Origin of the sequence: Kineococcus endophyticus, assembly GCF_040796495.1 — a bacterium.
Lineage (GTDB): Bacteria > Actinomycetota > Actinomycetes > Actinomycetales > Kineococcaceae > Kineococcus > Kineococcus endophyticus.
On the sequence record NZ_JBFNQN010000003.1, the window covers coordinates 193,055 to 215,318 of the forward strand.

Genomic DNA, 22,264 nt, shown 5'->3' on the forward strand with positions numbered 1-22,264 from the left:
CCTCAGTTGGCCGAGTTCGCCGACAGCGGGTCCCCAGCGGGGGTGCCGGCCATGGTCCCGTTGACGCCCAGTCCCTGGAACACCTGGTCGAACCGGCTGACGGACGTAGCCCACGAGTGCGGGTCCGCGTACCGCTCGTCACGTCGTCGCAGCAGGTTCCGCAGCGCGTCCCCGAGGGCCCGGGGGTCGCGGGGCGGGACGAACTCCGCCCCCTCGTAGTCCGCGGCCGCTTCGACGAGGCCTCCGACCGAGGTGACGACGACGGGGAGGCCGGCGCTCATGGCCATCTGCAGCGGACCGGAGGACGACGACCGACGGTAGGGCAGCACCACGGCGTCAGCGGCGGCGAAGTGGTCGCGCACCTCGGCGTCGGTCACGTAGCGGTTGACGAGCTCGATGCGGTCCCGGTGCGGACTGGTCTCGACGTCTCGCAGGGGCTGCGTCCAGCCCTCCCAGGTCTCCCCGACGATCGTCAAGCGGAACTGCTCGGCGAGGTCGCGGGGCAACGCGGAGAAGGCCGCCACCAGGTCTTCGAGGCCCTTGTAGGGGCGGATGGTCCCGAAGAACAGCAGCTGCATCTCGGGTGCGGTCTCCGACGTCGAACGAGGGGTGGAACTCTCGAGGACGTGGTCGTAGGGACCGTGCGGCACGATCGTGACGGACCGGTCGTCCAGGCCGTAGGCCTGTCGCAACAGGTCCCTGTCGAACTCGGAGTGGACGACGTGCGCGTCGACGCGGCGCAGCAGGGCCTTCATCGCCCACCGGACGTAACGCACGGCACCGGGGATGCGCGCCTCCCCGGTGTCCTGCACCTCGTGCCACTCCACGACGACGCGAGCGCCCCGAGCGCGCAGCAGGCCCGCGAGGAGGATGTAGGAGTGCAGAACGGCGCCCGTCCACCACTGCAGGACGACGACGTCAGGCGCCGTGCGGTCCAGGAACGCGCGCAACCCCCGGGTGCTGTTCCCCCAGTACCAGTCCACGCCGTCGAACACGTCGACGCCCTGGGCGTAGTCGAGGTCGTGGACGACGGAACCCACACGGGCCCGGCCCGGGTAGAGGAACCGGGGCACCAGTCGGCGCATGAGCACGACGCTCGTCGTGGTCTGCTCCGCGAAGGCGTTGGCGAGGCGGCAGGTGTAGTAGCTGATCCCGGATGTGAAACGCCACCCGGAGCCGACGACGAGGACACGTGTGCGGCGAGGTGTCTGCGGCCGGCCGGCCTGCGTCACGCGGTTGCTCCGTCCTGGACGTCGTCCGCCATCTCGGCCGACCGGCGGCGTTCGTCCGCGGTCCGCAGGTCGATGACCCGGGCGGCAGGCACGTGGTCGACCGCCGGGAACTGCTCGAGGGCGTCGAGGCGCTCGGCGTCGGCGTGCGCGTGGGTGAGCAGGTCCGCGCTGGGGGCGGGGACGTTCGCGCGGCCGCGCTGGAACCGTTCGGTGAGGATGGTGCGCAGCACACGGAAGCCGTCGCGCACCGCGTGGAGGTTGCTCTCACCGTGGATGCGGCGCAGTTCGACGCTGGGGACCTCGTGGATCTGCAGGCCGGCGGCTGCCACCCGGCAGTTGATGAGGGTCTCGATCTCGAACCCGTCCCCCCACTGCGCCGTCTCGTACCGGGACGAGGGGATCGCCATGTGTTGGAGCGCGTCCCGCCAGAAGGCGTTGTACCCGTAGCAGAGGTCCGTGTACTTGGTGCGGAACAGGACGTTGGTGATGGCTGTCAGCACCCGGTTCCCGGTGTCGCGCACGAGGGTGATGTCGTCGCTCCCTCCGGCGGCCAGGACCCTCGACCCCTTGGCGAAGTCGGCGCCGGCTGTGAGCGCCGCGACGAAGTCCTCGATCTCGGCCTCGTCGGCGGAGCCGTCCGCGTCGAACATGACCACGACGTCACCCGTGGCTGCCTCGAAACCCACGGCGAGGGCGTTGCCCTTGCCCTTGCGGGTCTGCTGCAGGAAACGGGCCCGGGGCAGGACCCTGGCCACGACGTCGGCCGTGTCGTCGGAGGAGTGGCCGTCGACGACGATCACCTCGTGGACGTCCGGCAGCTTCGGCAGCACGATCTCGAGGTTCCTGGCCTCGTTGCGTGCGGGGACCACGATGCTGACGGTCGGCGTCTCCGGGCGCGCTTCAGTGGCAGTGGACATCGATCGGGCCTCTCCGTGGGCGAATGGACGGCGTGGGGGATTCGCGACGTCGAGATTCCCGGCCGTGGGTCGGCCTGTCGGCGAAGGTAGCCCCCGGAACGTGAAGACGTTCGGTGCGCTGGTCCGAATGGATGGGTATTTCGTCAAAGAACTTCGCTGAGTCACCACGACTGGACAGGATGTGGCGGATCTGCGAGCTGAACAGGTGGCTCGTTCACTCCCGGTGCTTGGATGGCCACGGTTTTCGCGGCCGTCGGTGCGGTCTTCCACGGCGTGGCGCACAATGACCCCGGGGCACGCAGGTCGTGCCGCGGACGACAGGTCTCGACCGTCCTGGTCCCCACCGTCCTGGTCCCTGCCAGAGGAGTTTCGACGTGCCCTCCACCGCCCACCGTCGACAGCGGTCCACACGGTTGTCCCTTCTGCTCGCGGTCCTGGTCGGAGCGCTGGCGCTCTCCGGCTGGTCCGCGTCGTCCGCACGCGCCGCTGTCCCCGGCGACGCGTGGGTGCGGGCGGCCCACCTCGTGCCGGGTCTCGAAGCCATGCAGGTCGTCGCGCGGCCCCTCAGCGGCGGAAGCCCGTCCGTCCTCGCCGAACGGGCCGCCTACGGGGACGTCGCGCCGTACCAGCGTCTGACCCCTGGTGACTACAGCGTCGAGCTCAGGCCGGCCGGGGCTCCCACCTCGTCCGCGCCTATGCTGTCGAGCACCGTCGTGGTCGAGGCGGGTCGGGCCTACACCCTGGCGGGCCTGGGGTCGCTGCAGTCCCCGAGGCTGGCGACGCTGAAGGACGACCTGACGCCACCCGCCGCCGGGACGGTCCGCGTGCGACTGCTGCCGGCCGCCTCCAGTGCGGACCAGGTGACGGTGGCGGCGGTGGGCGGACCGGTCGTCGCCCGCGACGCCGTCTTCGGTCAGCCCACCGCGTACGCGGCGGTTCCGGCCGGGCGGTGGACGTTGCAGACCACCTCCGGCGGGGGCGACCCCACGTCGACGACGGTCGACCTCGCAGCGGGCGGGATCTACACCCTGGCCGTCGTGGACCGCGACGGCGGCGGGTTCGGGATCCAGGTGGTCACGGACGCCGCGGGGTCCGCCACGATGCCGGTGGGCGGCGCGGCGACGGGTGGCGGCGGTACCGCGGCCGGTTCCCCGGCCGGCGTTCCTGGGGCCGTGCTCGCGGGCGCCGCACTTCTGGCCGTCGTGGGCGCCCGCACCCGCGGGCGAGCCGTCCGGTCGCAGCGGCGTACGGCAGCACGCTCCTCGTGAGGACGGCCTGTGCTGCCTGCCGCGGTCCGCAGGCGTCGGTGCTCCTGCTGACGGTTCTCCTCGCGGGGTGCGCCGGTTCTGCTGGTCCTGGAGCGCAGCCGCCGTCGGGGTCGGCCGCGACTACGGCTGCCTCGTCACCATCTGTGTCCGCCCCGCCTGCGGGGCCCAAGACGGGAGACGTCGAGCCCGTCCCCGCGCCGGGTGGACCTGCGCGCTCCGTGGACCCGAACTCGGTCCCGGTGGAGCTCGAGATTCCCGCTATCGGCGTGGACGTCCCCCTGATCGGCCTCGGGACGACGGCGGCGGGCGAGCTGGAGGTCCCGTCGGACTACCAGCAGGTGGGGTGGTTCACCGGTGGGGCAGCGCCGGGGCAGACCGGGCCCGCCGTCATCGCGGGACACGTGGACAGCACGGACGGGCCGGCCCCGTTCTACCGCCTCCGGGACCTGGCGGCCGGCGACGAGGTCCTCGTGCGGTCGGCCGACGGGACACAGCACACCTTCCGGGTCGACGGCGTGCAGCAGTACCCCAAGGACCAGTTCCCGTCGGCCGCCGTGTACGGGCCGGCTCCTGGTCCGGTCCTCAGGCTCGTCACCTGCGGCGGTACCTTCGACCGAGCGTCCCGGCACTACCGCGACAACGTGGTGGTCTTCGCCTCGTGAGCGCTGCCGCCCTCAGGAGCAGGTGATCGTGGCCGGCGTCGAGGTGCTGCCGGTCGCGGCGAGCTGGTAGCCGAAGCTCGTCGTCCCACCCGCGGCGAGGGAGCCGTTGTAGGAGGCGTTCTTCACCGTCAGCGTCCGCCCGGACTGCGTCCAGGTGCCGTTCCACAGGTTGGTCACCGTCTGACCGGCGGGCAGCGTCGCGACGGTGGTCCAGCCCGTGCGGGCCTCGCCGCCGTTGGTGACCGTGACGTTCTGCACAGCCCCGGCGCCCCAGGCGGACTCGGTCTTCGCCGTCGCGGAGCAGACGGGACGGCCGGACGTCGGCCGCGGCGAGCGGGTCACCGTCACGGTGGGGCTCGCGGTGGCGGTGGGCGTGGCGGTGGGGCTGGCGGTCGGGCTGGTGGTGGCCGTCGGGGTCCCCGTCGAGCCCGTGCCCGCGGAGAACGACGTCACCGCGAGGCCCGCGCCGCCGGTCCACGGCTCGAACCCGGCCTGGATGCTCGTCAGGTACCAGGAGCGCTGGACCCAGCCGCGGGCCAGGGCGTCGTCGAAGAACGTGCTCACGGCGAAGTCCGCCGACGACGTCGGGGTCTGGCGGACGTACGAGACCACGTTCCAGCCGGTGTTCCCGTACCAGACGTCCCACGTCGCACCGGCGAGCGTCACGGTGCCGACCTTGCTGCCGACGGGCTGCGGGCGGCCGGCGTGGTTCAGCCACACCATGACCTCGGCGCCGGTGTTCTGGCCGTCGGTGCGCGGCGTCGGGTCGAACCAGAGGTCGAAGGACGCGTCCCACTCACCCGAGGTCGGGTAGGTCATGGCGACGCTCGTGCGGACCGACCCGAAGGTGCCGCTGGAGGCCTGCACGGGGGAGAACCCCGTGGTGCAGTCCGCGTAGTGGCAGCCCCAGTAGATCGACGGGTAGCTCTTGGGGGCGCCGCTGGTGGACACCGCGCCGTCGGCCTGGGTCACGCGGAAACCCGTCGCCGTGGGCTCGATGCACTGCTGCGCCGAGGTGCCCCAGCGGTTGTTCTGGATGCGGTACTTCCCGTCCGCGGTGGTCGTCTTGGCGTACTGGTCGCACAGGGCGGTGGCGGCCGCCGCGCTCGGGGTGTCGAGGGTGGTCACCGCCGTGGCGGCGCCCGCCACGAGGGCGGTCACGGCCGCGGCCACCCCGAGCTTGGGTCCGACGGTGGCGGCGAGGGCACGCAGGCGAGGCACGCCGCTGTCTCGTCCGTCCGTGCCCCCGACCTGAGCGTTCTCGGGTGTGGTGTGCATCACAGCTCCTGTCTCCTCACCTGCGGCGGACCAGGCCGGCCACGACCACGGCGCCCGCGGCCACTCCACCGGCGCGGACCGTCCAGCGGGCGACGTGCTGCCACGAGCGGAACTCGTGGACGGGCCACCCGTGGGTGGCCGCGTGCCGGCGCAGGGCGCGGTCGGGGTTGACCGCGCTGGGGGAGCCGACCAGTCCCAGCAGCGGGAGGTCGTTGGCGGAGTCGGAGTAGGCGGCGCAGCGGGCCAGGTCCAGCCCGGAGCGCTCGGCGAGGTCGCGCACGGCGTCCGCCTTGGCCTGTCCGTGCAGGGGTTCGCCGATGAGGCGGCCGGTGTACGTGCCGTCGACGGACTCGGCGATCGTCCCGAGCGCGCCGGTCAGCCCGAGGCGCCGGGCGACGACGTCGGCGAGCTCGACGGGGGCGGCGGTGACGAGCCAGACGGGGGCGCCGGCGTCGAGGTGCCGACGGGCGAGCGCGCGCGTCCGGGCCTGCACCTTGGCCTCGACGTGCTCGTCGTAGACCTCCTCGCCGATCTGCCGGATCTCCGCCGTGGTGTGGCCGGCGACGAAGGCGAGCGCGAGCTCGCGGATCTCGCCGAGGTGGCCGAGGTTCTCCCCGCGCAGGGCGAAGTGCAGGGCGCGGCGGCCGAAGCGCTGCAGCTCGCGGCGGGAGAAGAAGCCGCGGGCCGCGAGGCCCCGGGCGAAGTAGAAGAGGGAGGCGCCGCGGACCATCGTGTTGTCGAGGTCGAAGAACGCGGCCTCGCACGCAGCGCTCCCGCCGGGCAGGGCGGTGCTGTGGAGGGCGTCGTCGCGGTGCACTGCGGCATCGTAGGACGCCCCACCGACATGAAGGGTGACGAATGGACGACGCAGAGCGAACGAACGCGGCGACCGCGCGGGTCGTGCTCGTCTCGCGGGTCGGCTGCCACCTGTGCGACGACGGCCGCGAGGTGGTCCGGACCGTGGCGCAGGCGGCCGGTGTCGCCTGGGAGGAGGTCGACGTCGACGCCGACCCGGACCTGCACCGGCGGTTCACGGACAAGGTGCCGGTCGTGCTCGTCGACGGTGCCGAGCGGGACTTCGGCCGCCTCGACGCCGACCGGTTGCGGCAGGCGCTCGCGGGGCGCCGCTGGTGGCGGCGGGGGCGGTGACGACCCGGGTGCAGCGAAGGTGAGGTGAGGCTCACCTACCCGCGAAAGCCCAGGTCAGGGGCGACGTGGTCCTCGTCACGCGAGGCCTCCACGACTTTGTGCGTGGCTTCACAAGAGCCTAGGCTGCTGGCGCACGACCAGGGGTCCCGGGTTCTCCCGGACCCGAGCGACGCGTACGAGGATGCTGGTCTGACCGCTGTGGACGAGGACGACGTGGGGACGGTCGACGTCCCCGAAGCCACCGTGGCGCGGCTGCCCCAGTACCTGCGCGCGCTGTCCGTCCTGGCCGAGGCCGGTCTGCAGACCGTGTCCTCCGAGGCGCTCGCCGAGGCCGTCGGCGTCGGGTCGGCCAAGCTCCGCAAGGACCTCTCCCACCTCGGCAGCTACGGCACGCGCGGGGTCGGCTACGACGTCGCCGAGCTGCACCGGCAGATCGCCGACCACCTCGGGCAGACGACCCCCTGGAACGTCGTCATCGTGGGCATCGGCAACCTCGGCCACGCGCTCGCCGGCTACGGCGGCTTCGCCAGCCGCGGCTTCCGCGTCGTGGGCCTGTTCGACGACGGGGCCCACGTGGTGGGCGAGGTCGTGGGCGGCGTCCGCGTCCGGCCGCTGGCCGAGCTGCCCGACGTCGTGTGCCCGGGCGAGACCATCGGCGTCCTGGCCGTCCCCGGCGAGCACGCCCAGACCGTCTGCGACCGCCTCGTCGCCGCCGGGGTGCGGAGCGTCCTGAACTTCGCCCCGACCGTGTTGCGCGTCCCCGCGGGCGTCGACGTGCGCAAGGTCGACCTCGCCTCGGAGCTGCAGATCCTCGCCTTCCACGCCCAGCGGCGCGCCTCCCGCGTGCCGAGCCTGGCGCGCGTGGCTGAACCCGTGACCGAACGTGTCGGAGAGGTGGTCTGAGTGGCCCTCATGGTCGTGGGCCTGTCCCACCGGACGGCGTCCCTCGGCGTGCTCGAGCGCGCCAGCTTCGACGCCGCCGCCGCCGGGGAGGTCGTGGCCTCGCTGTCGGCGTCGCCGCACGTCGACGAGGTCTTCGTGCTGTCGACGTGCAACCGCGTCGAGCTCTACTGCGACGTCACCCGCTTCCACGGCGGTGTCGCCGACGTCGGTGACGCGCTGTGCCGGCGGATCGGCCTCGGGGTCGACGAGCTCGGCGAGCAGCTCTACGTCCACTACGAGGACGCCGGGGTCGAGCACCTCTTCCGCGTCGCCTGCGGGCTGGACTCGATGGCCGTGGGGGAGAGCCAGATCCTCGGCCAGCTGCGGCTCGCGCTGCGCGACCTGCACGAGCGCGGGCTGGCCGGCGGGACGCTGGACCGCCTGCTGCAGAACGCGTTGCGCGTCGGAAAGCGCGCCCACTCCGAGACCCGGCTGGACGCGGCGGGCGCCTCCCTCGTCGACGCGGCGATGACCCGTGCGGCCGCCGTCGTCGGCGGTGAGCTCGCGGGCCGGCGCGCCCTCGTCGTCGGCGCCGGGGCCATGAGCGCCCTCGTCGCGACGACGTTCGCCCGCGCCGGCCTCGACGTCGTCGTCGCCAACCGCACGCCGGACCGCGCCCAGCGCCTGGCCGCGGCCATCGGCGGCCGGGCCGTCGGCCTGGAGGACCTGCGGGCCGAGGTGGCCGCCGCCGACCTCGTCGCCAGCTGCACGGGTGCCGTCGGGCACGTCCTCGACGTGGCGACCGTGGCCTCGGCGCTGCTGGACCGCCCGGAGCGACCGCTCTTCGTCGCCGACCTGGCCCTGCCGCGCGACGTCGCCCCCGACGTGGCGACGCTGCGCGGGGTGCACCTGGCCGACCTCGAGGCCCTCGGCACCGACCTCGCCAGCACCGCCGTCGCCGACGACCTGCGCTCGGTGCGCGCCATCGTCGCCGAGGAGGTCGCGGCCCACGCGGCCTCGCTGCGGGCGGCCGACGTGGCCCCGACGGTCGTCGCGCTGCGCGCCCAGGCCCGGCACGTCGTCGACGTCGAGATGCGGCGGCTCACCAGCCGAGTCGACCTCGACGACGCCGCCCGCGCCGAGGTGGACCGCACGGTGCACCGCATCGTCGAGAAGCTGCTGCACACCCCGACCGTGCGGGTGAAGGAGCTCGCCGAGTCGCCCGGTGGCGTCGGGTACGCCGCCGCCCTGCGGGCGCTGTTCGACCTCGAGGTCGGGCCCGACCGCGCGCGCGGCGGGGCCCTGCCCGGCGACGCCCCGCTGTCCGGGACCGTGGCCGACGCCGTGGGACGCGTGTCGTGACGCGTGCGCTCCGGCTCGGCACCCGCCGCAGCGCGCTGGCCACCACGCAGAGTTCGTGGGTCGCTGACCTGCTGCGCCGCGGCGGCTCCGAGGTCGAGCTCGTCGAAGTGACGACGCACGGCGACGTCAACCGCGCGCCGCTGGCCCAGATCGGCGGCACGGGGGTCTTCGTCTCCGCGCTGCGCGACGCCCTGCTCGCGGGCGAGGTGGACCTCGCGGTGCACTCCCTCAAGGACCTGCCGACGGCCCCGGCCGACGGGCTCGCCCTGGCCGCCGTCCCCGAGCGGGAGGACGCGCGCGACGCGCTCGTCGCCGCGGGCGGGCGCACGCTGGCCCAGCTGCCCGCCGGGGCCCGGGTCGGCACCGGCTCACCCCGCCGGCAGGCACTGCTGCTGGCCCTGCGACCCGACCTCGAGGTCGTCGCCATCCGCGGCAACATCGACACCCGCGTGGGCTTCGTGGCCTCCGGCGAGCTCGACGCCGTCGTCCTGGCCGCGGCCGGGCTGGCCCGGATCGGGCGCTCGGACGAGGTCAGCGAGTTCTTCGACCCCGCCGCGTTCGTCCCGGCCCCCGGCCAGGGCGCGCTGGCCGTGGAGTGCCGCGCCGACGACGAGGAGGTGCGCTCCGCGCTCGCCCGGCTGGACGCGCCCGCCGTCCGCCGGGCCGTCGCCGCGGAGCGCCAGGTGCTCGCGTCGCTGGAGGCCGGCTGCTCGGCGCCCGTCGGGGCCCACGCGACCGCGCAGACCCTCCACGTCGCCGTCCAGGACCCCGGTGGCGCCCTCGTGCGCCGCGCCCTGCCGTTCGCGACTGTCGCCGATGAGGCCTCCGCGCGTACGTTGGGTGCCGACGTCGCACGCGACCTGCTGGCCCACGAGCTCTCGGGGGCCTCGGGGGCCGGTCGTCGTCCCGAGAGCCCCCCCGCGTCAAGACCCGGTGCGAGCGCTGGAAACCACGGCGACGGACCGCAGGTCTCGTCGGAGAACCACCCCCAGGACCGTCCGGACGACGGTCCACGTCCCGATCCGGAGAGTGGCTCGTGAGCACGATGACGAACAGCCCCCTCGTCGCCGACCCGGAGCAGGTGCCGGTCGTCGAGGTGGCGGTGGCCCCCGAGGTGAGCGTCCTGACCGAGGTGGTCGACGCGAAGAAGAGCCGCGACGAGGTGCCCGCGCAGCCCCGGACGAAGAGGACGTCGTCGAAGGGCTCGGTCCGCAAGGACAAGGCCGGCGACAAGGACCGCGCCGCGAAGGCCGAGAAGGAACTCGGGCACGTCTCCTTCGTCGGTGCCGGCCCGGGCGACCCGGGTCTGCTCACCGTGCGCGCCGTCGACCTGCTGCGCACCGCCGACGTCGTCGTGCTCGACCAGGCCAGCCGTGAGGACCTCGTGGCCCGCTTCGGCCGCACCGGCGTCGAGGTCCTCGACGCCGGCTTCGGTGAGGACGGCCAGCCCCTGACCCGCGCGGCGCGCGCCAAGCTCGTCGTGCGGGCCGCCAAGGCCGGCGGCCGTGTCGTGCGCCTCATGGACGGCGACCCCTCGACGTTCACCGGCCTCGTCGACGAGGTGGCGGCCTGCCGCAAGTCCGGGGTCGGCTTCGACGTCGTCCCCGGCGTCTCGGCCGTCAACGCCGTGCCCGCCTACGCCGGCGTCCCCATGACCACGCCGTCGACGTCGAGCGTCAACGTCGTGCACCCCGCGGGCCGGACCCTCGACTGGTCCCGGCACGCCGACGCCGACGCCACCGTCGTGGTCCTCGGCACCGGGGACGACATCGCCGCCGCCGCCCGCGGACTGCTCGCGGCCGGCCGTTCCCCGGCCACGCCCGTCGCGCTCACCTCGCACGGCACCACGACGACGCAGACGACGACCACCGCGACCCTCGGCACGCTCGAGGCCGCCGCGACGGTCATCGACGGCTCGCCCACGACCGCCGTCGTCGGCGACGTCGTCGCGCTGCGCGAGCAGAACAGCTGGTACGAGACGAAGCCCCTGTTCGGCTGGCGCGTCCTCGTCCCGCGCACCAAGGAGCAGGCCGGCGGCATCACGACGCGCCTGTCCGACCACGGCGCCACCGCCGAGGTCGTCCCGACCATCTCCGTCGAGCCGCCGCGCACGCCGCAGCAGATGGAGAAGGCCGTCAAGGGCCTCGTGACCGGCCGCTACGAGTGGATCGGGTTCACCTCGGTCAACGCCGTCCGCGCCGTGCGGGAGAAGTTCACCGAGTACGGCCTCGACGCCCGCGCCTTCTCCGGCCTCAAGGTCGCCGCCGTCGGCGGGGTCACCGCGGACGCCCTGCGCGAGTGGGGGATCGAGCCGGACCTCCTGCCCGAGGCCGAGCAGTCGGCCGCCGGGCTGCTGGAGGCGTGGCCGCCCTACGACGACGTGCTCGACCCCATCAACCGGGTCTTCCTGCCGCGCGCCGACATCGCCACCGACACCCTCGTGGCGGGTCTGCAGGAGAACGGCTGGGAGGTCGACGACGTCACGGCCTACCGGACCGTGCGCGCCGCCCCGCCTGCCGCGCCCGTGCGCGACGCCATCAAGACGGGTGCGTTCGACGCGGTCGTCTTCACGTCGAGCTCGACCGTGCGCAACCTCGTCGGGATCGCGGGCAAGCCGCACCCCTCGACGGTCGTCGCGTGCATCGGCCCGGCCACGGCCAAGACCGCCGAGGAGCACGGCCTGCGGGTCGACGTCCTCGCCGCCGAACCGAGCGCCGACGCGCTCGTCGAGGCGCTCGCGGGCTACGGCCAGGGGTTGCGGGCGAGCGCCGTGGAGGCGGGCGAACCCGTCCTGCGGCCCAGCCAGAAGAAGTCGTCCGCGCGCCGCCGGGCGCGCTGAGAGCCGCGCGCCGCCGGCGCGCAGGAAAGGTCCCACCCGTGGTGCAGCTGCCCGTCCGTCCCCGCCGTCTGCGCTCCACCCCGGCGATGCGCCGGCTGGTGACGGATGTGCACCTGCACCCGGGGGACCTGGTCCTCCCCGTCTTCGTGCGGGAGGGGATCAGCGAGGACCAGCCGGTCCGCACGCTGCCGGGTGTCGTCCAGCACACCCGTGAGTCGCTCGTGGCGACGGCCGAGGAGGCCGCGGCGGCCGGGCTCGGCGGGATCATGCTGTTCGGCGTCCCCGAGCGCCTCGACGCGACCGGGTCCGGCGCCGACGACCCCGACGGGATCCTCAACGTCGCGCTGAAGGACGTGCGCGACGCCGTCGGCGACGACCTCGTCGTCATGGCCGACCTGTGCCTGGACGAGTTCACCGACCACGGCCACTGCGGCGTTCTCGACGACCGCGGCCGCGTCGACAACGACGCCACCCTCGAGCGGTACGCGTCGATGGCGCTGGCCCAGGCGGCCGCGGGCGCCCACGTGCTGGGGCCCAGCGGGATGATGGACGGCCAGATCGGGGTGCTGCGCAGCGTGCTGGACTCCGGCGGGTACGAGGACACAGCGCTGTTCGCCTACGCCGTGAAGTACGCCAGCGGCTTCTACGGCCCCTTCCGCGAGGCCGTGAACTCCCAGCTCAAGGGCGACCGGCGCACCTACCAGCAGGACCCGGCCGCGAACGTCTCCGAGGCGCTGCGCGAGGTGCGGCTCGACCTCGACGAGGGCGCCGACATGGTCATGGTCAAGCCCGGTCTGCCCTACCTCGACGTGCTGCGCGCGGTGGCCGACGTCGCCGACGTGCCCGTCGCGAGCTACCAGGTGTCGGGGGAGTACGCGATGGTCGAGTTCGCCGCGCAGGCCGGCGCGATCGACCGGGAGCGCGTCGCGCTGGAGTCGCTGCTCGCCTTGCGGCGGGGTGGGGCGCAGATCGTGCTGAGCTACTGGGCGCTGGAGGCCGCGCGCGAGTGGCTGTGACGGCCGGATCCTTTCATCGACGGCTCGTCCGTGGAGGTTTGGCCCCTCAACCTTGCATCGTGAGTGCCCCGGGACGGCGGTGCCGCACGTCAGCCCTCGAGGGGCGCCACGCCGGGGCAGCTCCCGGCGTCGTGTCGGGGGTGGGGCGCATCCAGACGACGACGTCGAGGACGCGCAGCACGCTGACCCGGTCGTCCACGCCCGCCTCCGAGCGGGCTCTCGCCAGCCGCCCCGCCAGGTCGGACTCCGCGTCGGCGAAGTGGCCGACCAACCAGGCCCAGAGCCGTGGTGGGTGACTGAAAGCGCACCGCACCACGCGGTCGTAGACCGGGACCAACGCGGGACGCTTGCGGGCCAGGAGCTTGGCGGCCGTGACCCACTCGATGCCTCGCTGAGCCACGAGCAGGTCCCACGCCCGCCACAGCGGCCGGTCCTCGCCCAGGTGCACGGCGGCGTCAGCATCGGTGATGGCGACCTCGCGAGGTACCTGCGCCAGATGGTGTGCAACGCGATCCCACCTCGCCCTCCAGTCGCAGCGTGCTCGAAGTGAGAGCGCTCCCACGAGGTCGTTGACGCAGGCCACCAGCCGCACCTACCGTCTCAGGCGCCCCACAGAGCGCAGGGGCCACACCGGAGCTCGAGGAGGAGCAGTCCGCATGACCTTCACCCCATCCCGACGAGCCGTCGTCCTGGCCGCCACCGGCGCCGCGGCCCTCGTCGGTGCCACGGCCACGCCGGCGCTCGCCGCCGAACCCGACCTGTCCACCCAGCACTGGGGCACGCTGCCCGACGGCCGGTCCGTCGAGCGCTGGACTCTCACCAACGGCGAGGTGACCGCCCGCGTCATCACCTACGGCGGCATCCTGCAGAGCCTGGAGTTCCCCGACCAGCGCGGCCGGGTCCGCAACGTCGTGCTCGGGTTCTCCGACCTCGAGGGCTACCTCGCGGGCAACAACCCCGGCCCGTACTTCGGCGCGCTCATCGGCCGGTACGGCAACCGCATCGCGGGCGGGAAGTTCACGCTCGACGGCGTCGAGCACCAGTTGCCCCTCAACGACGGCACGAACACCTTGCACGGCGGGACCGACTCCTTCGACAAGCGCCTGTGGGAGGCGACCCCCGTCACCGAGCAGGGGAAGGTCGGGGTCCGGCTGGCCCTGGACAGCCCGGACGGCGACCAGGGTTTCCCGGGCAACCTGCACGTCGAGGTGACCTACACCCTCGACCGGTTCGGGCAGCTGACCCTGGACTACTGCGCGACGACGGACGCGGCGACGGTCGTGAACCTCACGAACCACACCTACTGGAACCTCGCCGGGGAAGGGACCGGCAGCGTCCTCGACCACGAACTGACGATCCACGCCGACCGCTACACGCCGGTCGACAGCACGCTCATCCCGATCGGGGAACTCGCCCCCGTCGCCGGCACCCCGCTGGACTTCCGACAGCCGACCCGCATCGCGGCCCGGATCCGGCAGCCGTTCCAGCAGTTGCTGTTCGCCAAGGGGTACGACCACAACTGGGTCCTGGACCGGGGGAGCGAGGCCGGACTGGAGGAGGTCGCCGTCCTGCACGACCCGCGCAGCGGCCGAACCCTGCGCATCTCGACCACCGAACCGGGTCTGCAGTTCTACTCGGGCAACTTCCTCGACGGAACCCTCGTCGGGAGCGGCGGCGGCACCTACCGCCAGGGCGACGGCCTGGCCCTGGAGACCCAGCACTTCCCGGACTCCCCGAACGAACCCGACTTCCCCTCGACCGTCCTGCGGCCGGGCCAGGAGTACCGGACCACGACGGTCTTCGCGTTGTCCCGCTAGGACGGTCCGGCCGGGACGTCGGGCAGCCGCCGGGGTTCCGGCGACAGGTCGATGCCCAGGTCGCCGGCGCGGACCACCCGGGTGCTGACGAAGACACCCGGGTGGTCCTGCGCCAGCTCGAACACCCGCGCCCCGCGCAGCCGGTGCACGTCCTCGCCCGGCAACCCGTACGCGCCGAACCCCGACCCGGGGCCGTAGCCGAGCTGGATGCCGTGGTAGTTCCCGGTGTAGTCGTTGACGTGGTCGTGGCCGCAGAACATCCCCTTGACGTCGCCGCGTTCCAGTGCCGCGTGGAACAGGCCGGGGTTGAAGGGGGCCGTGGCCTCCTCCTCGTTCCGCTCACCGACGATGCCGTGCTTCGCGACGGCGGCCGCGTGCGCTTCCTCCGTCGCCTCGGTGGGGGAGCCGAACCACAGGTGGCGGAACTCCCACAGCGGGATGTGGAAGAACATCAGCCCGGGAACTGGTTCTGGCGCGGAACCCTGGAGTTCGACCGACGTCCGCCGGTACCAGGCGACCTGGTCGGCGTGGATCGTCTCGTAGGGGTTCTCCGCGACGGCCTGCCCGCCCAGCGTCGCCGGCCCGTAGCGGCCCGAGTCCAGCAGCCACAGCGCGAACGCGGTGCCGTCCCCGCGTGCGGAGCGCAGGCGCACGACCTGGTTGGAGTTCCCGCTCACACCCTGGGCCGTACCGCCGACGTGGTGCGGGTACGTGCGCAGGAACTCGGCGGTGCGTTCGGTCGTCATGCCCGTCACGGGGGCCGAGTCCGCGTCGTGGTTCCCGAACGTCACGGCCCAGGGGACGCCGCGCGCCTCCACCGGCGCGACGACGAGGTGCCAGGCCCGGCGCACCTGCTCGGCCGTCCTCATGTCGCCGTTCACGACGTCGCCGTTGAGGACGACGAACCCGGGAAGCTCGGTGTCCAGGACGCGTTCGACGAGCTGGACCGTCCGCTCGTCCGGGGTGTGGGAGTCCTGGGTGTCGTTGAACTGCACGACGCGGAACGTGCCGTCCGCGGCGAAGGTGAGGTCGGGGCGGTCGGTCACGCCTCGACGCTAGCGCTGCTGCCGTCGTGGACGAGTCGTACCGGCTGGGCCACACTCGACGGGTGCCCCCGTCCCGCGACGACCTGGTGCGCCTGCGGCAGGTCCGCGACCGCATCGACCGCGACCACGCACAGCCGCTCGACGTCGCCGTGCTGGCCCGCCAGGCGCTCATGTCGCCGGGGCACTTCTCCCGCAGCTTCAAGGCGGCCTGGGGCGTGACGCCCTACGACTACCTCATGACCCGGCGGATCGAGCGGGCCAAGGCGCTGCTGCGCCGCGGTGACGTCTCGGTGACGCAGGCGTGCTTCGCCGTCGGCTGCTCGTCGCTGGGGTCGTTCAGCGCACGCTTCACGCGGCTGGTGGGGGAGAGCCCGAGCGCGTACCGCGCCCGCGACCACTCGGCCGCCGCCGCCATCCCCAGCTGCGTCCTCGCGCGGGCGTCCCGACCGGTCAGGATCGGAGAAGCGCCGGAGGGCGCCGCCGCCCTAGCGTCGTCCTCATGCTGAAGGTCACCAACGTCCTCCTCACCGTCCACGACCACGACGAGGCCCTGGGCTTCTACCGCGACCAGCTCGGGTTCGCGGTGACCCAGGACGTCTCCTACGAGGGCATGCGCTGGTCCTACGAGGGCATGCGCTGGGTCACGGTGACCCCGCCGGACCAGCCCGACGTCCACGTCGTCCTCGAGACGCCGCAGTCGTGGCCGGACGCCCCGCAGTCCGACCGCGACGCCGCCCTGGACCTGCTGGCCAAGGGCCTGATGTCCCGGCTCGTCTTCACGACCGACGACGTCGACGCGCTGCACGACAAGTTGTCCGCGGCCGGCGCCGAGATCACCTCCGAGCCGGTCGACCAGCACTACGGCGTCCGCGACTTCGGGGTCCGCGACCCCTCGGGCAACCAGCTCCGCTTCAACCAGCCGCTGGCCTCGCCGCCCGCCTGGGGCTGACGGGCCTCAGCGGAAGGGGTCCGGCCCGGGGCCGCGGTCCTCGCGCGCGGAGCGGATGCCGTCCCGGACCCCTACCCGCACGGCGCGGTACACGACGTACGCCGTGACGGCGAGGCCGACGGCCCAGAGGAGCAGGGGGACGCCGAGCGCGAAGAGGCCGCCGAGGCCGGGTTCACGGAACATGGCCGGACGCTAGCGACGTCGAGCGCTGCGCGTCGCGGAGACGGCGCCGGCGGGCCAGCACGGCGCGACCCCCGTGCCCCACGGCGAGCGCGCCGAACAGGCACCAGAGGCGGGCCCAGCCGGTGCCGCGGTGCACGGCCTCGGCGGCGAGCACGAGGGCCAGCGAGAAACCCAGTTCGACGGCGAGCTCCCGGAGCGCGCGGCCGACCCGGCCGGTCACGCTGTCGCCGCCGGTCGCAGGCACCAGGGAGCGGCTGCCCAGGCCAGTCCGGCCGCGACCCCGCCCGCCACGAGGGCCTGCCCGACCGCCGGCACCTCGACGGTCAGGAACGCGAGCGCCGTCAGCGCGGTCAGGACCCCGGCCACGACGGCGAGCGTCGTCCGGGCCGTGCGGTCGCGGCCGCCCGCGGCCAGACGCGCCGCCAGGCACCCGCCGACGGTCCCGGCCACCGTCCCGAGGACGGCGCCGACGAGGGCTCCGAACGTGCCGCCGGAGAAGAGCGCGGCGCTGAGGTGCAGGTCGGCGTCGCCCAGGAGGGCGAGGAACCCGGCGACCGCACCGCCGACCGCTCCGAACCCGGCCCCGGCCAGGGTGGCCCGACCTGCGCTGCGGCAGCGACCCTCCTCGAAGCACCCGGCGGTCTCGTCCACGGTCCTCCTCCTGCGTCCCTGTCCCGGTGGTCCGTCGAGCGTCGCAGCACGGGCGGCGGTGCGGACCCGTACGCGACCTCCGGGACCCGGTCCCGTTCGCCACGGGTGTCAGGTGCGGTAGAGCCCGTCGGCGTAACTCGGTCCGTAGTAGCGCTCCAGCTCCTCCAACGGCGTCTCGGGACGCTCCAGGGCCTTCGCCAGCTGCGCCCGGGGCGGGGCGGCCTCGGGCGTCCAGGTCGCGGGGTCCCACAGCTGCGAGCGCAGGAACGCCTTGGAGCAGTGGGAGAAGACCTGCTCGACCTCGACGACCACCGCGAGCAGCGGGCGGTGGCCCTTGACCACCATGCGGTCGAAGAACGGGGCGTCCGTCACGAGCCGGGCGCGCCCGTTGATGCGCAGGCTGTCGCCGCGGCCGGGCAGCAGGCTGAGCAGACCCACGTGCGGGTTGCCCAGCACGTTCCGCAGTCCGTCGACGCGGCGGTTCCCCGGCCGTTCGGGCAGCGCGACCGTCCGGTCGTCGAGCACCTGGACGAACCCGGGCGGGTCGCCGCGGGGGGAGACGTCGCAGGTCCCGTCCGGGGCGGACGTCGCCAGCAGGCAGAACGGGGAGGCCGCGAGCCACGCCCGGTCCAGCTCGTGCAGGTGGTCGCGCTCCTTGGCCAGCGCCTGCGGTGCCGGGTCGCCCACGAGCCGCCGCAGCTCGTCCTCGTCCGTGATCTCGCGCACACCCCGAGTGTGCTCCCTGCCTGTGGACGGAGGGCGCCCGTGTCGTCCCGGGACCCCCAGGTCCGCGGCGACGGCGTGTCGTCCACACCGGCCCGGCGCCCGCTGCCGCCGGGGTCGGTACCGGCGCAGGGTCGCTCCATGAGCCTCGACACCACGCCCGCCCCCGCCCCGACCGGCCCGGGAGGCCCCCGGTCCCGCGAGACCCTCGAGCAGTGCTGGCGCCGCCTCGCCGACGGCCGTCCCAGCTGGACCGCCGAGCTCCTCGACGTCGTGGAGCCCTACGTGCTCGGACGGCCCGCCCACCCGGGCGACGTCGCCCGCTACCGGGACCTGCCGTGGACCGCGGCCGCCGCGCTGCTGCACCGCGTGCCGGCGGGACACCTGCGGGACAAGCAGAACGCGGCCCCGAGCCTGGGGTCGGTGCTCGTCGCGGCCGTCGGGCACCCGCGGGAGGTCGAGGTCCACGGCTACCTCGTCCCGCCCTGCCGACCGGACGAGCGGATCGCCGCCGAGGGGATCGTCGTCTACGACCACCCCGAGCTCGACGAGTTCCGCCTGCTCGACGAGGACGGCCCGTGCTCGGAGACGGGGTGCGAGTGCCGAGCCTTCTGGTCGTCGGTGCAGGCCTCCTTCGGCCTGGAGGACGCCGGTGCCGGGCCGCAGGTCATCGCGCCCCGCACCTGCCGGCGGACGGGGCGGACGGGCTGGTACCTGTGGTGGACCTGAGGGACCGCTCGGTGCGGGCCCGGTGTGGGCCGACCGGGTGAAGGGGGGCGCGCGACGTGAAGTGCGTCACGCTCGACCTCCGACACGCCGTCGTAGACGCCCCTGGGGCGCTCGCACCCACGGAAGCTTGCGACACTGGGGCCCGTGACCGCGTCGACGCCTGCCCCGACGACCTCCTCCGGCTCCGATCCCGCCGCTGCCTCGGCCGCCCTCTTCGAGCGCGCGGCTGCGGTCATCCCCGGTGGGGTGAACTCGCCCGTCCGCGCCTTCCGGGCCGTGGGCGGCACGCCGCGCTTCGTCGCCTCCGCGCGTGGGCCCTGGCTGACGGACGTGGACGGTCGCCGGTACGTCGACCTGCTCTGCTCGTGGGGTCCGATGATCCTGGGGCACGCGCACCCCGACGTCCTCGCCGCCGTGCAGGCCGCCGTGCTCGACGGGTTCTCCTACGGCACCCCGACCGAGCGCGAGGTGCTGCTGGCCGAGGAGATCGTCTCCCGGGTCGAGCCGGTCGAGCAGGTGCGCCTCGTGAGCTCCGGCACCGAGGCGACCATGAGCGCCATCCGTCTCGCCCGCGGCTTCACGGGCCGCCCCGTCGTCGTGAAGTTCGCCGGGCACTACCACGGGCACGTCGACGCCCTGCTGGCCTCGGCCGGTTCGGGCCTGGCGACGTTCGCGCTGCCGGACACCCCCGGCGTCACGGGAGCGGCCGCGGCCGACACCCTCGTCGTCCCCTACAACGACCCCGACGCCCTCGAGGCCGTCTTCCGCGAGCACGGTGACCGCATCGCCTGCGTCATCACCGAGGCCGCCGCGGGGAACATGGGCGTCGTCCGCCCGCAGCCCGGGTTCACCGCGCTGCTGCGACGGCTGACGCGGGAGCACGGTGCCCTGCTGGTCTCCGACGAGGTGATGACGGGGTTCCGCGTGAGCTCCGCGGGCTGGTACGGCTACGAGGGCCTCGGGCTGGACCACGCCCCCGACCTGCTGACCTTCGGCAAGGTCATGGGCGGTGGCTTCCCGGCTGCGGCCTTCGGCGGGCGCGCCGACGTCATGGCGCACCTCGCTCCGGCCGGTCCCGTCTACCAGGCGGGCACGCTGTCGGGGAACCCGATCGCGACCGCCGCCGGCCTCGCCACGCTGCGCGGCACGACCCCGGAGGTCTACGCCGCGGTCGACGCGAACGCCGCCACCGTGCGCGACGCCGCGAGCGCGGCCCTGACGGAGGCGGGTGTCCCGCACGTCGTCAACACCGCGGGCTCGATGTTCAGCGTCTTCTTCACCGAGCTGGACGCGGTGACGAACTACGACGAGGCCCGCCAGCAGGACCTCGGCGCCTTCCGGGCGTTCTTCCACACCATGCTCGACGCCGGCGTCCACCTGCCGCCCAGTGCCTTCGAGGCGTGGTTCCTGTCGGCCAGCCACGACGAGGACGCGATCGGCCGGATCCTGGACGCGTTGCCGGCCGCCGCGCGCGCCGCGGCCCAGGGGGGCGGGTCGCTGTGAGCGGGACGATCACGACGGGGACGACGCGCACGACGGTCCACCTCGTCCGGCACGGCGAGGTGTTCAACCCCGAGCGTGTGCTCTACGGCCGGCTGCCCGGTTTCCGGTTGTCCGACCGCGGGCAGCGGATGGCGACCCGCCTCGGGGAGTTCTTCGCCGACCACGACATCGCCTCGGTGACGGCGTCGCCGCTGCAGCGTGCGCAGGAGACCGCGACGCCGGTCGCGCGCAGCCACGACCTCGACCTCGGCACGGACGCCCGGCTCATCGAGGCGGGCAACAGCTTCGAGGGCCGCCGCGTCACCGACGGTTCCGGCTCGATCCGCGACCCACGCGTGTGGCCGCGGCTGTGGAACCCCTTCCAGCCCAGCTGGGGTGAACCGTACGAGCAGCAGGTCGCGCGCATGTCCGCCGTGGTGCGCGACGTCCGCGACGCGTTCCCGGGACGGGAGTCGGTGCTGGTCAGCCACCAGCTCCCCGTCTGGGTCACCCGCCTGCGCGCCGAGGGCCGCCCGCTCGTGCACGACCCGCGCCGGCGGCAGTGCGCGCTCGCCTCGGTCACCTCGCTGGAGTTCTCCGGCCGCACGCTGGTCTCCGTCGCGTACACCGAACCCGCCGCCGACCTGCTGATCGGCGCCGACCCGGTTCCGGGGGCCTGATGGCGCTGTCGCGCAGGGCGTTCGGGGTCGCCGCCTTGTCGGCGGTCTCGACCCTCGTCGTGGCCGGGTGCGGCGGTGGCGACGGACTGCCGCAGTCGCAGGGCAGCAACTACATCGAAGGCGACGGCACCATCGTGCAGTGGAAGCCGGAGGAGCGGCGCGAACCCGTCGAGTTCACCGGCACCGCCGTCGACGGGTCCACCGTCGACCTCGCGCAGTACCGCGGCAAGGTCGTCGTCCTCAACACGTGGTTCGCGGGCTGCTCCCCGTGCCGCAAGGAGGCGCCCGACCTCGAGGCCGTGTGGCAGGAGTACTCCGGCCGCAACGTGCAGTTCCTCGGCATCAACACCGACGACACCGCGGCCATCGCCGAGTCGTTCCAGAAGAGCTTCGGGATCACCTTTCCCTCGGTCCTGGACAAGGACTCCGGTGCCGCGATGCTGGCGCTGCGGACCTACTCCCCGCAGGCGACGCCCACCACCCTCGTGCTGGACACCGAGGGTCGTGTCGCCGCGCGCGCCTCCGGGATCGTCCGCCGCCTCGACCTGTCGGGGATGCTCGACGACGCCGGCGCCACCCCGGCCGCCGCCCCCTCTGCCACCCCGACGAGCGCCCCCGCATGACGTCCGCGCTGGCGACGGCCACGACCCTGCCGCAGTACGTCCAGAGCGGACCGCTGCTGCTGGCCGTGCCCTTGGCGGCGCTCGCGGGGCTCGTGTCGTTCCTGTCGCCCTGCGTGCTGCCGCTGGTTCCCGGGTTCCTCGCCTACGTGACGGGGCTGTCCGGGGGAGGGCTGGAGCAGCAACGGCGCGGTCGGATGTTCCTGGGCGCTCTGCTCTTCGTCCTCGGCTTCTCGGTCGTGTTCGTGCTCATCAGCTTCACGGCGGGCGCCGCGGGGGACCTGCTCCTGGACCACCAGCGCGTGCTGCAGCGGGTCCTGGGCGGCGTCGTCCTGGCCGGGGGCCTGCTGATGCTGTTCTCGCCCCTGTGGGCGCAGCGCGAGCTGAAGGTGCGCTGGCGACCCCGCGCCGGGTTGGTCGGCGCCCCCGTGCTCGGGTTCCTCTTCGGCCTCGGCTGGACGCCGTGCATCGGGCCGATCTTCGCGGCGATCTCGGCGATGGCCTTCACGACGGGCAACGGGTCGCGGGCCACCGCGCTCGGCCTGGTGTACTGCCTCGGCCTGGGCATCCCGTTCATCCTCGTCGCCCTCGCCTACGGACGCGGCATGAAGGTGCTCGGCGTGCTCCGCCGGCACCGGGTCGCGCTCGACCGCTTCGGTGCGCTGCTGCTCATCGCCATCGGTCTCCTGCTCGTGACCGGGCAGTTCCAGACCCTCGTGAGCTGGCTGCAGGTCCACCTCGTCTCCAACTTCCAACCGGTGATCTGACGTGATGCTCTG

Annotated in this window: 26 protein-coding genes; 16 read left to right on the forward strand and 10 right to left on the reverse strand. The window is 73.8% G+C overall.

The genetic code is table 11. The features are described from left to right. Positions 1-2: 2 nt before the first annotated feature. A complete protein-coding gene (locus AB1207_RS05080) occupies positions 3-1,232 on the reverse strand; it encodes a glycosyltransferase (RefSeq protein ID WP_367636717.1) in 1,230 nt (409 codons plus the stop codon). Next, entirely contained in the window at positions 1,229-2,149 is a 921-nt protein-coding gene (locus tag AB1207_RS05085) for a glycosyltransferase family 2 protein (RefSeq protein ID WP_367636718.1), read from the reverse strand. Before AB1207_RS05085 ends, AB1207_RS05080 begins: the two co-directional genes overlap by 4 nt. Positions 2,150-2,523: 374 nt before the next feature. Between AB1207_RS05085 and AB1207_RS05090 the strand changes: the two genes are divergently transcribed. Then, positions 2,524-3,417, forward strand: a complete 894-nt coding sequence (locus AB1207_RS05090; RefSeq protein WP_367636719.1) for a DUF4397 domain-containing protein — start codon at positions 2,524-2,526, stop codon at positions 3,415-3,417. A gap of 218 nt (positions 3,418-3,635) precedes the next feature. Next, positions 3,636-4,079 carry a class F sortase gene (locus AB1207_RS05095; protein ID WP_367636721.1) on the forward strand — a complete coding sequence of 148 codons (444 nt, stop codon included), beginning with the start codon at positions 3,636-3,638 and terminating at the stop codon, positions 4,077-4,079. Between the two features lie 12 nt (positions 4,080-4,091). On the opposite strand, the gene AB1207_RS05100 is transcribed toward AB1207_RS05095, so the two are convergent. Further along, the gene (locus tag AB1207_RS05100; RefSeq protein ID WP_367636723.1) at positions 4,092-5,300 is read right to left on the reverse strand and encodes a GH12 family glycosyl hydrolase domain-containing protein; all 1,209 of its coding nucleotides are present in this window, start codon (positions 5,298-5,300) and stop codon (positions 4,092-4,094) included. Between the two features lie 73 nt (positions 5,301-5,373). Continuing rightward, positions 5,374-6,174: an HAD family hydrolase gene (locus AB1207_RS05105; protein WP_367636724.1), complete on the reverse strand. Its 801-nt coding sequence runs from the start codon at positions 6,172-6,174 to the stop codon at positions 5,374-5,376. Between the two features lie 41 nt (positions 6,175-6,215). Here AB1207_RS05105 and AB1207_RS05110 point away from each other — a divergent pair, with 41 nt between their 5' ends. The 6 genes from AB1207_RS05110 to hemB all read left to right on the forward strand — a co-directional run bounded on the left by AB1207_RS05110 (position 6,216) and on the right by hemB (position 12,605). Next, positions 6,216-6,506 (forward strand): glutaredoxin family protein, encoded by a 291-nt coding sequence (locus tag AB1207_RS05110; RefSeq protein ID WP_367636725.1) that lies wholly within the window; start codon positions 6,216-6,218, stop codon positions 6,504-6,506. Positions 6,507-6,704: 198 nt separating this feature from the next. Next, a complete protein-coding gene (locus AB1207_RS05115) occupies positions 6,705-7,409 on the forward strand; it encodes a redox-sensing transcriptional repressor Rex (protein WP_367636726.1) in 705 nt (234 codons plus the stop codon). Beyond that, positions 7,410-8,750, forward strand: coding sequence for a glutamyl-tRNA reductase (locus AB1207_RS05120; protein ID WP_437178865.1), 1,341 nt, complete (start codon positions 7,410-7,412; stop codon positions 8,748-8,750). Next, positions 8,747-9,790, forward strand: a complete 1,044-nt coding sequence (gene hemC, locus AB1207_RS05125) for a hydroxymethylbilane synthase (protein ID WP_367636727.1) — start codon at positions 8,747-8,749, stop codon at positions 9,788-9,790. The genes AB1207_RS05120 and hemC overlap by 4 nt, the downstream gene beginning before the upstream one ends. A 5-nt stretch (positions 9,791-9,795) precedes the next feature. After that, positions 9,796-11,589 (forward strand): bifunctional uroporphyrinogen-III C-methyltransferase/uroporphyrinogen-III synthase, encoded by a 1,794-nt coding sequence (locus AB1207_RS05130; RefSeq protein ID WP_367636931.1) that lies wholly within the window; start codon positions 9,796-9,798, stop codon positions 11,587-11,589. Between the two features lie 38 nt (positions 11,590-11,627). Next, positions 11,628-12,605, forward strand: a complete 978-nt coding sequence (gene hemB / locus AB1207_RS05135; protein WP_367636729.1) for a porphobilinogen synthase — start codon at positions 11,628-11,630, stop codon at positions 12,603-12,605. Positions 12,606-12,651: 46 nt separating this feature from the next. Here hemB and AB1207_RS05140 read toward each other — a convergent pair whose 3' ends face one another. After that, positions 12,652-13,197, reverse strand: coding sequence for a DUF6308 family protein (locus AB1207_RS05140; RefSeq protein ID WP_367636730.1), 546 nt, complete (start codon positions 13,195-13,197; stop codon positions 12,652-12,654). Between the two features lie 64 nt (positions 13,198-13,261). Here AB1207_RS05140 and AB1207_RS05145 point away from each other — a divergent pair, with 64 nt between their 5' ends. After that, a complete protein-coding gene (locus AB1207_RS05145; protein WP_367636731.1) occupies positions 13,262-14,422 on the forward strand; it encodes an aldose epimerase family protein in 1,161 nt (386 codons plus the stop codon). Here the strand turns inward: AB1207_RS05145 and AB1207_RS05150 are convergent. Beyond that, complete coding sequence (locus tag AB1207_RS05150; protein ID WP_367636733.1) at positions 14,419-15,468, reverse strand: metallophosphoesterase family protein; 1,050 nt, start codon at positions 15,466-15,468, stop codon at positions 14,419-14,421. The two genes, AB1207_RS05145 and AB1207_RS05150, sit on opposite strands and share 4 nt — an antisense overlap. Before the next feature lie 62 nt (positions 15,469-15,530). Between AB1207_RS05150 and AB1207_RS05155 the strand changes: the two genes are divergently transcribed. Then, positions 15,531-15,974, forward strand: coding sequence for a helix-turn-helix transcriptional regulator (locus AB1207_RS05155; RefSeq protein WP_367636735.1), 444 nt, complete (start codon positions 15,531-15,533; stop codon positions 15,972-15,974). Continuing rightward, complete coding sequence (locus tag AB1207_RS05160; protein ID WP_367636736.1) at positions 15,968-16,417, forward strand: VOC family protein; 450 nt, start codon at positions 15,968-15,970, stop codon at positions 16,415-16,417. The genes AB1207_RS05155 and AB1207_RS05160 overlap by 7 nt, the downstream gene beginning before the upstream one ends. A gap of 6 nt (positions 16,418-16,423) precedes the next feature. Here AB1207_RS05160 and AB1207_RS05165 read toward each other — a convergent pair whose 3' ends face one another. The 4 genes from AB1207_RS05165 to AB1207_RS05180 all read right to left on the reverse strand — a co-directional run bounded on the left by AB1207_RS05165 (position 16,424) and on the right by AB1207_RS05180 (position 17,977). Further along, positions 16,424-16,600 carry a hypothetical protein gene (locus tag AB1207_RS05165; protein WP_367636738.1) on the reverse strand — a complete coding sequence of 59 codons (177 nt, stop codon included), beginning with the start codon at positions 16,598-16,600 and terminating at the stop codon, positions 16,424-16,426. After that, positions 16,590-16,820, reverse strand: a complete 231-nt coding sequence (locus AB1207_RS05170; RefSeq protein ID WP_367636739.1) for a hypothetical protein — start codon at positions 16,818-16,820, stop codon at positions 16,590-16,592. The genes AB1207_RS05165 and AB1207_RS05170 overlap by 11 nt, the downstream gene beginning before the upstream one ends. After that, on the reverse strand, positions 16,817-17,251 hold the full coding sequence (locus tag AB1207_RS05175) for a hypothetical protein (protein ID WP_367636740.1): 435 nt from the start codon (positions 17,249-17,251) through the stop codon (positions 16,817-16,819). Before AB1207_RS05175 ends, AB1207_RS05170 begins: the two co-directional genes overlap by 4 nt. A 108-nt stretch (positions 17,252-17,359) precedes the next feature. Continuing rightward, a complete protein-coding gene (locus tag AB1207_RS05180) occupies positions 17,360-17,977 on the reverse strand; it encodes a pyridoxamine 5'-phosphate oxidase family protein (protein WP_367636741.1) in 618 nt (205 codons plus the stop codon). Positions 17,978-18,115: 138 nt separating this feature from the next. Here AB1207_RS05180 and AB1207_RS05185 point away from each other — a divergent pair, with 138 nt between their 5' ends. The 5 genes from AB1207_RS05185 (at position 18,116) to AB1207_RS05205 (ending at position 22,252) form a co-directional block, all read left to right on the forward strand. Beyond that, complete coding sequence (locus AB1207_RS05185; RefSeq protein WP_367636742.1) at positions 18,116-18,703, forward strand: hypothetical protein; 588 nt, start codon at positions 18,116-18,118, stop codon at positions 18,701-18,703. Positions 18,704-18,847: 144 nt separating this feature from the next. Beyond that, a complete protein-coding gene (hemL, locus tag AB1207_RS05190) occupies positions 18,848-20,206 on the forward strand; it encodes a glutamate-1-semialdehyde 2,1-aminomutase (RefSeq protein ID WP_367636743.1) in 1,359 nt (452 codons plus the stop codon). Then, positions 20,203-20,865 carry a histidine phosphatase family protein gene (locus tag AB1207_RS05195; RefSeq protein WP_367636744.1) on the forward strand — a complete coding sequence of 221 codons (663 nt, stop codon included), beginning with the start codon at positions 20,203-20,205 and terminating at the stop codon, positions 20,863-20,865. The genes hemL and AB1207_RS05195 overlap by 4 nt, the downstream gene beginning before the upstream one ends. Then, entirely contained in the window at positions 20,865-21,488 is a 624-nt protein-coding gene (locus AB1207_RS05200; protein WP_367636746.1) for a TlpA family protein disulfide reductase, read from the forward strand. Before AB1207_RS05195 ends, AB1207_RS05200 begins: the two co-directional genes overlap by 1 nt. Continuing rightward, on the forward strand, positions 21,485-22,252 hold the full coding sequence (locus AB1207_RS05205) for a cytochrome c biogenesis CcdA family protein (protein WP_367636747.1): 768 nt from the start codon (positions 21,485-21,487) through the stop codon (positions 22,250-22,252). The genes AB1207_RS05200 and AB1207_RS05205 overlap by 4 nt, the downstream gene beginning before the upstream one ends. Positions 22,253-22,264: the final 12 nt, after the last annotated feature.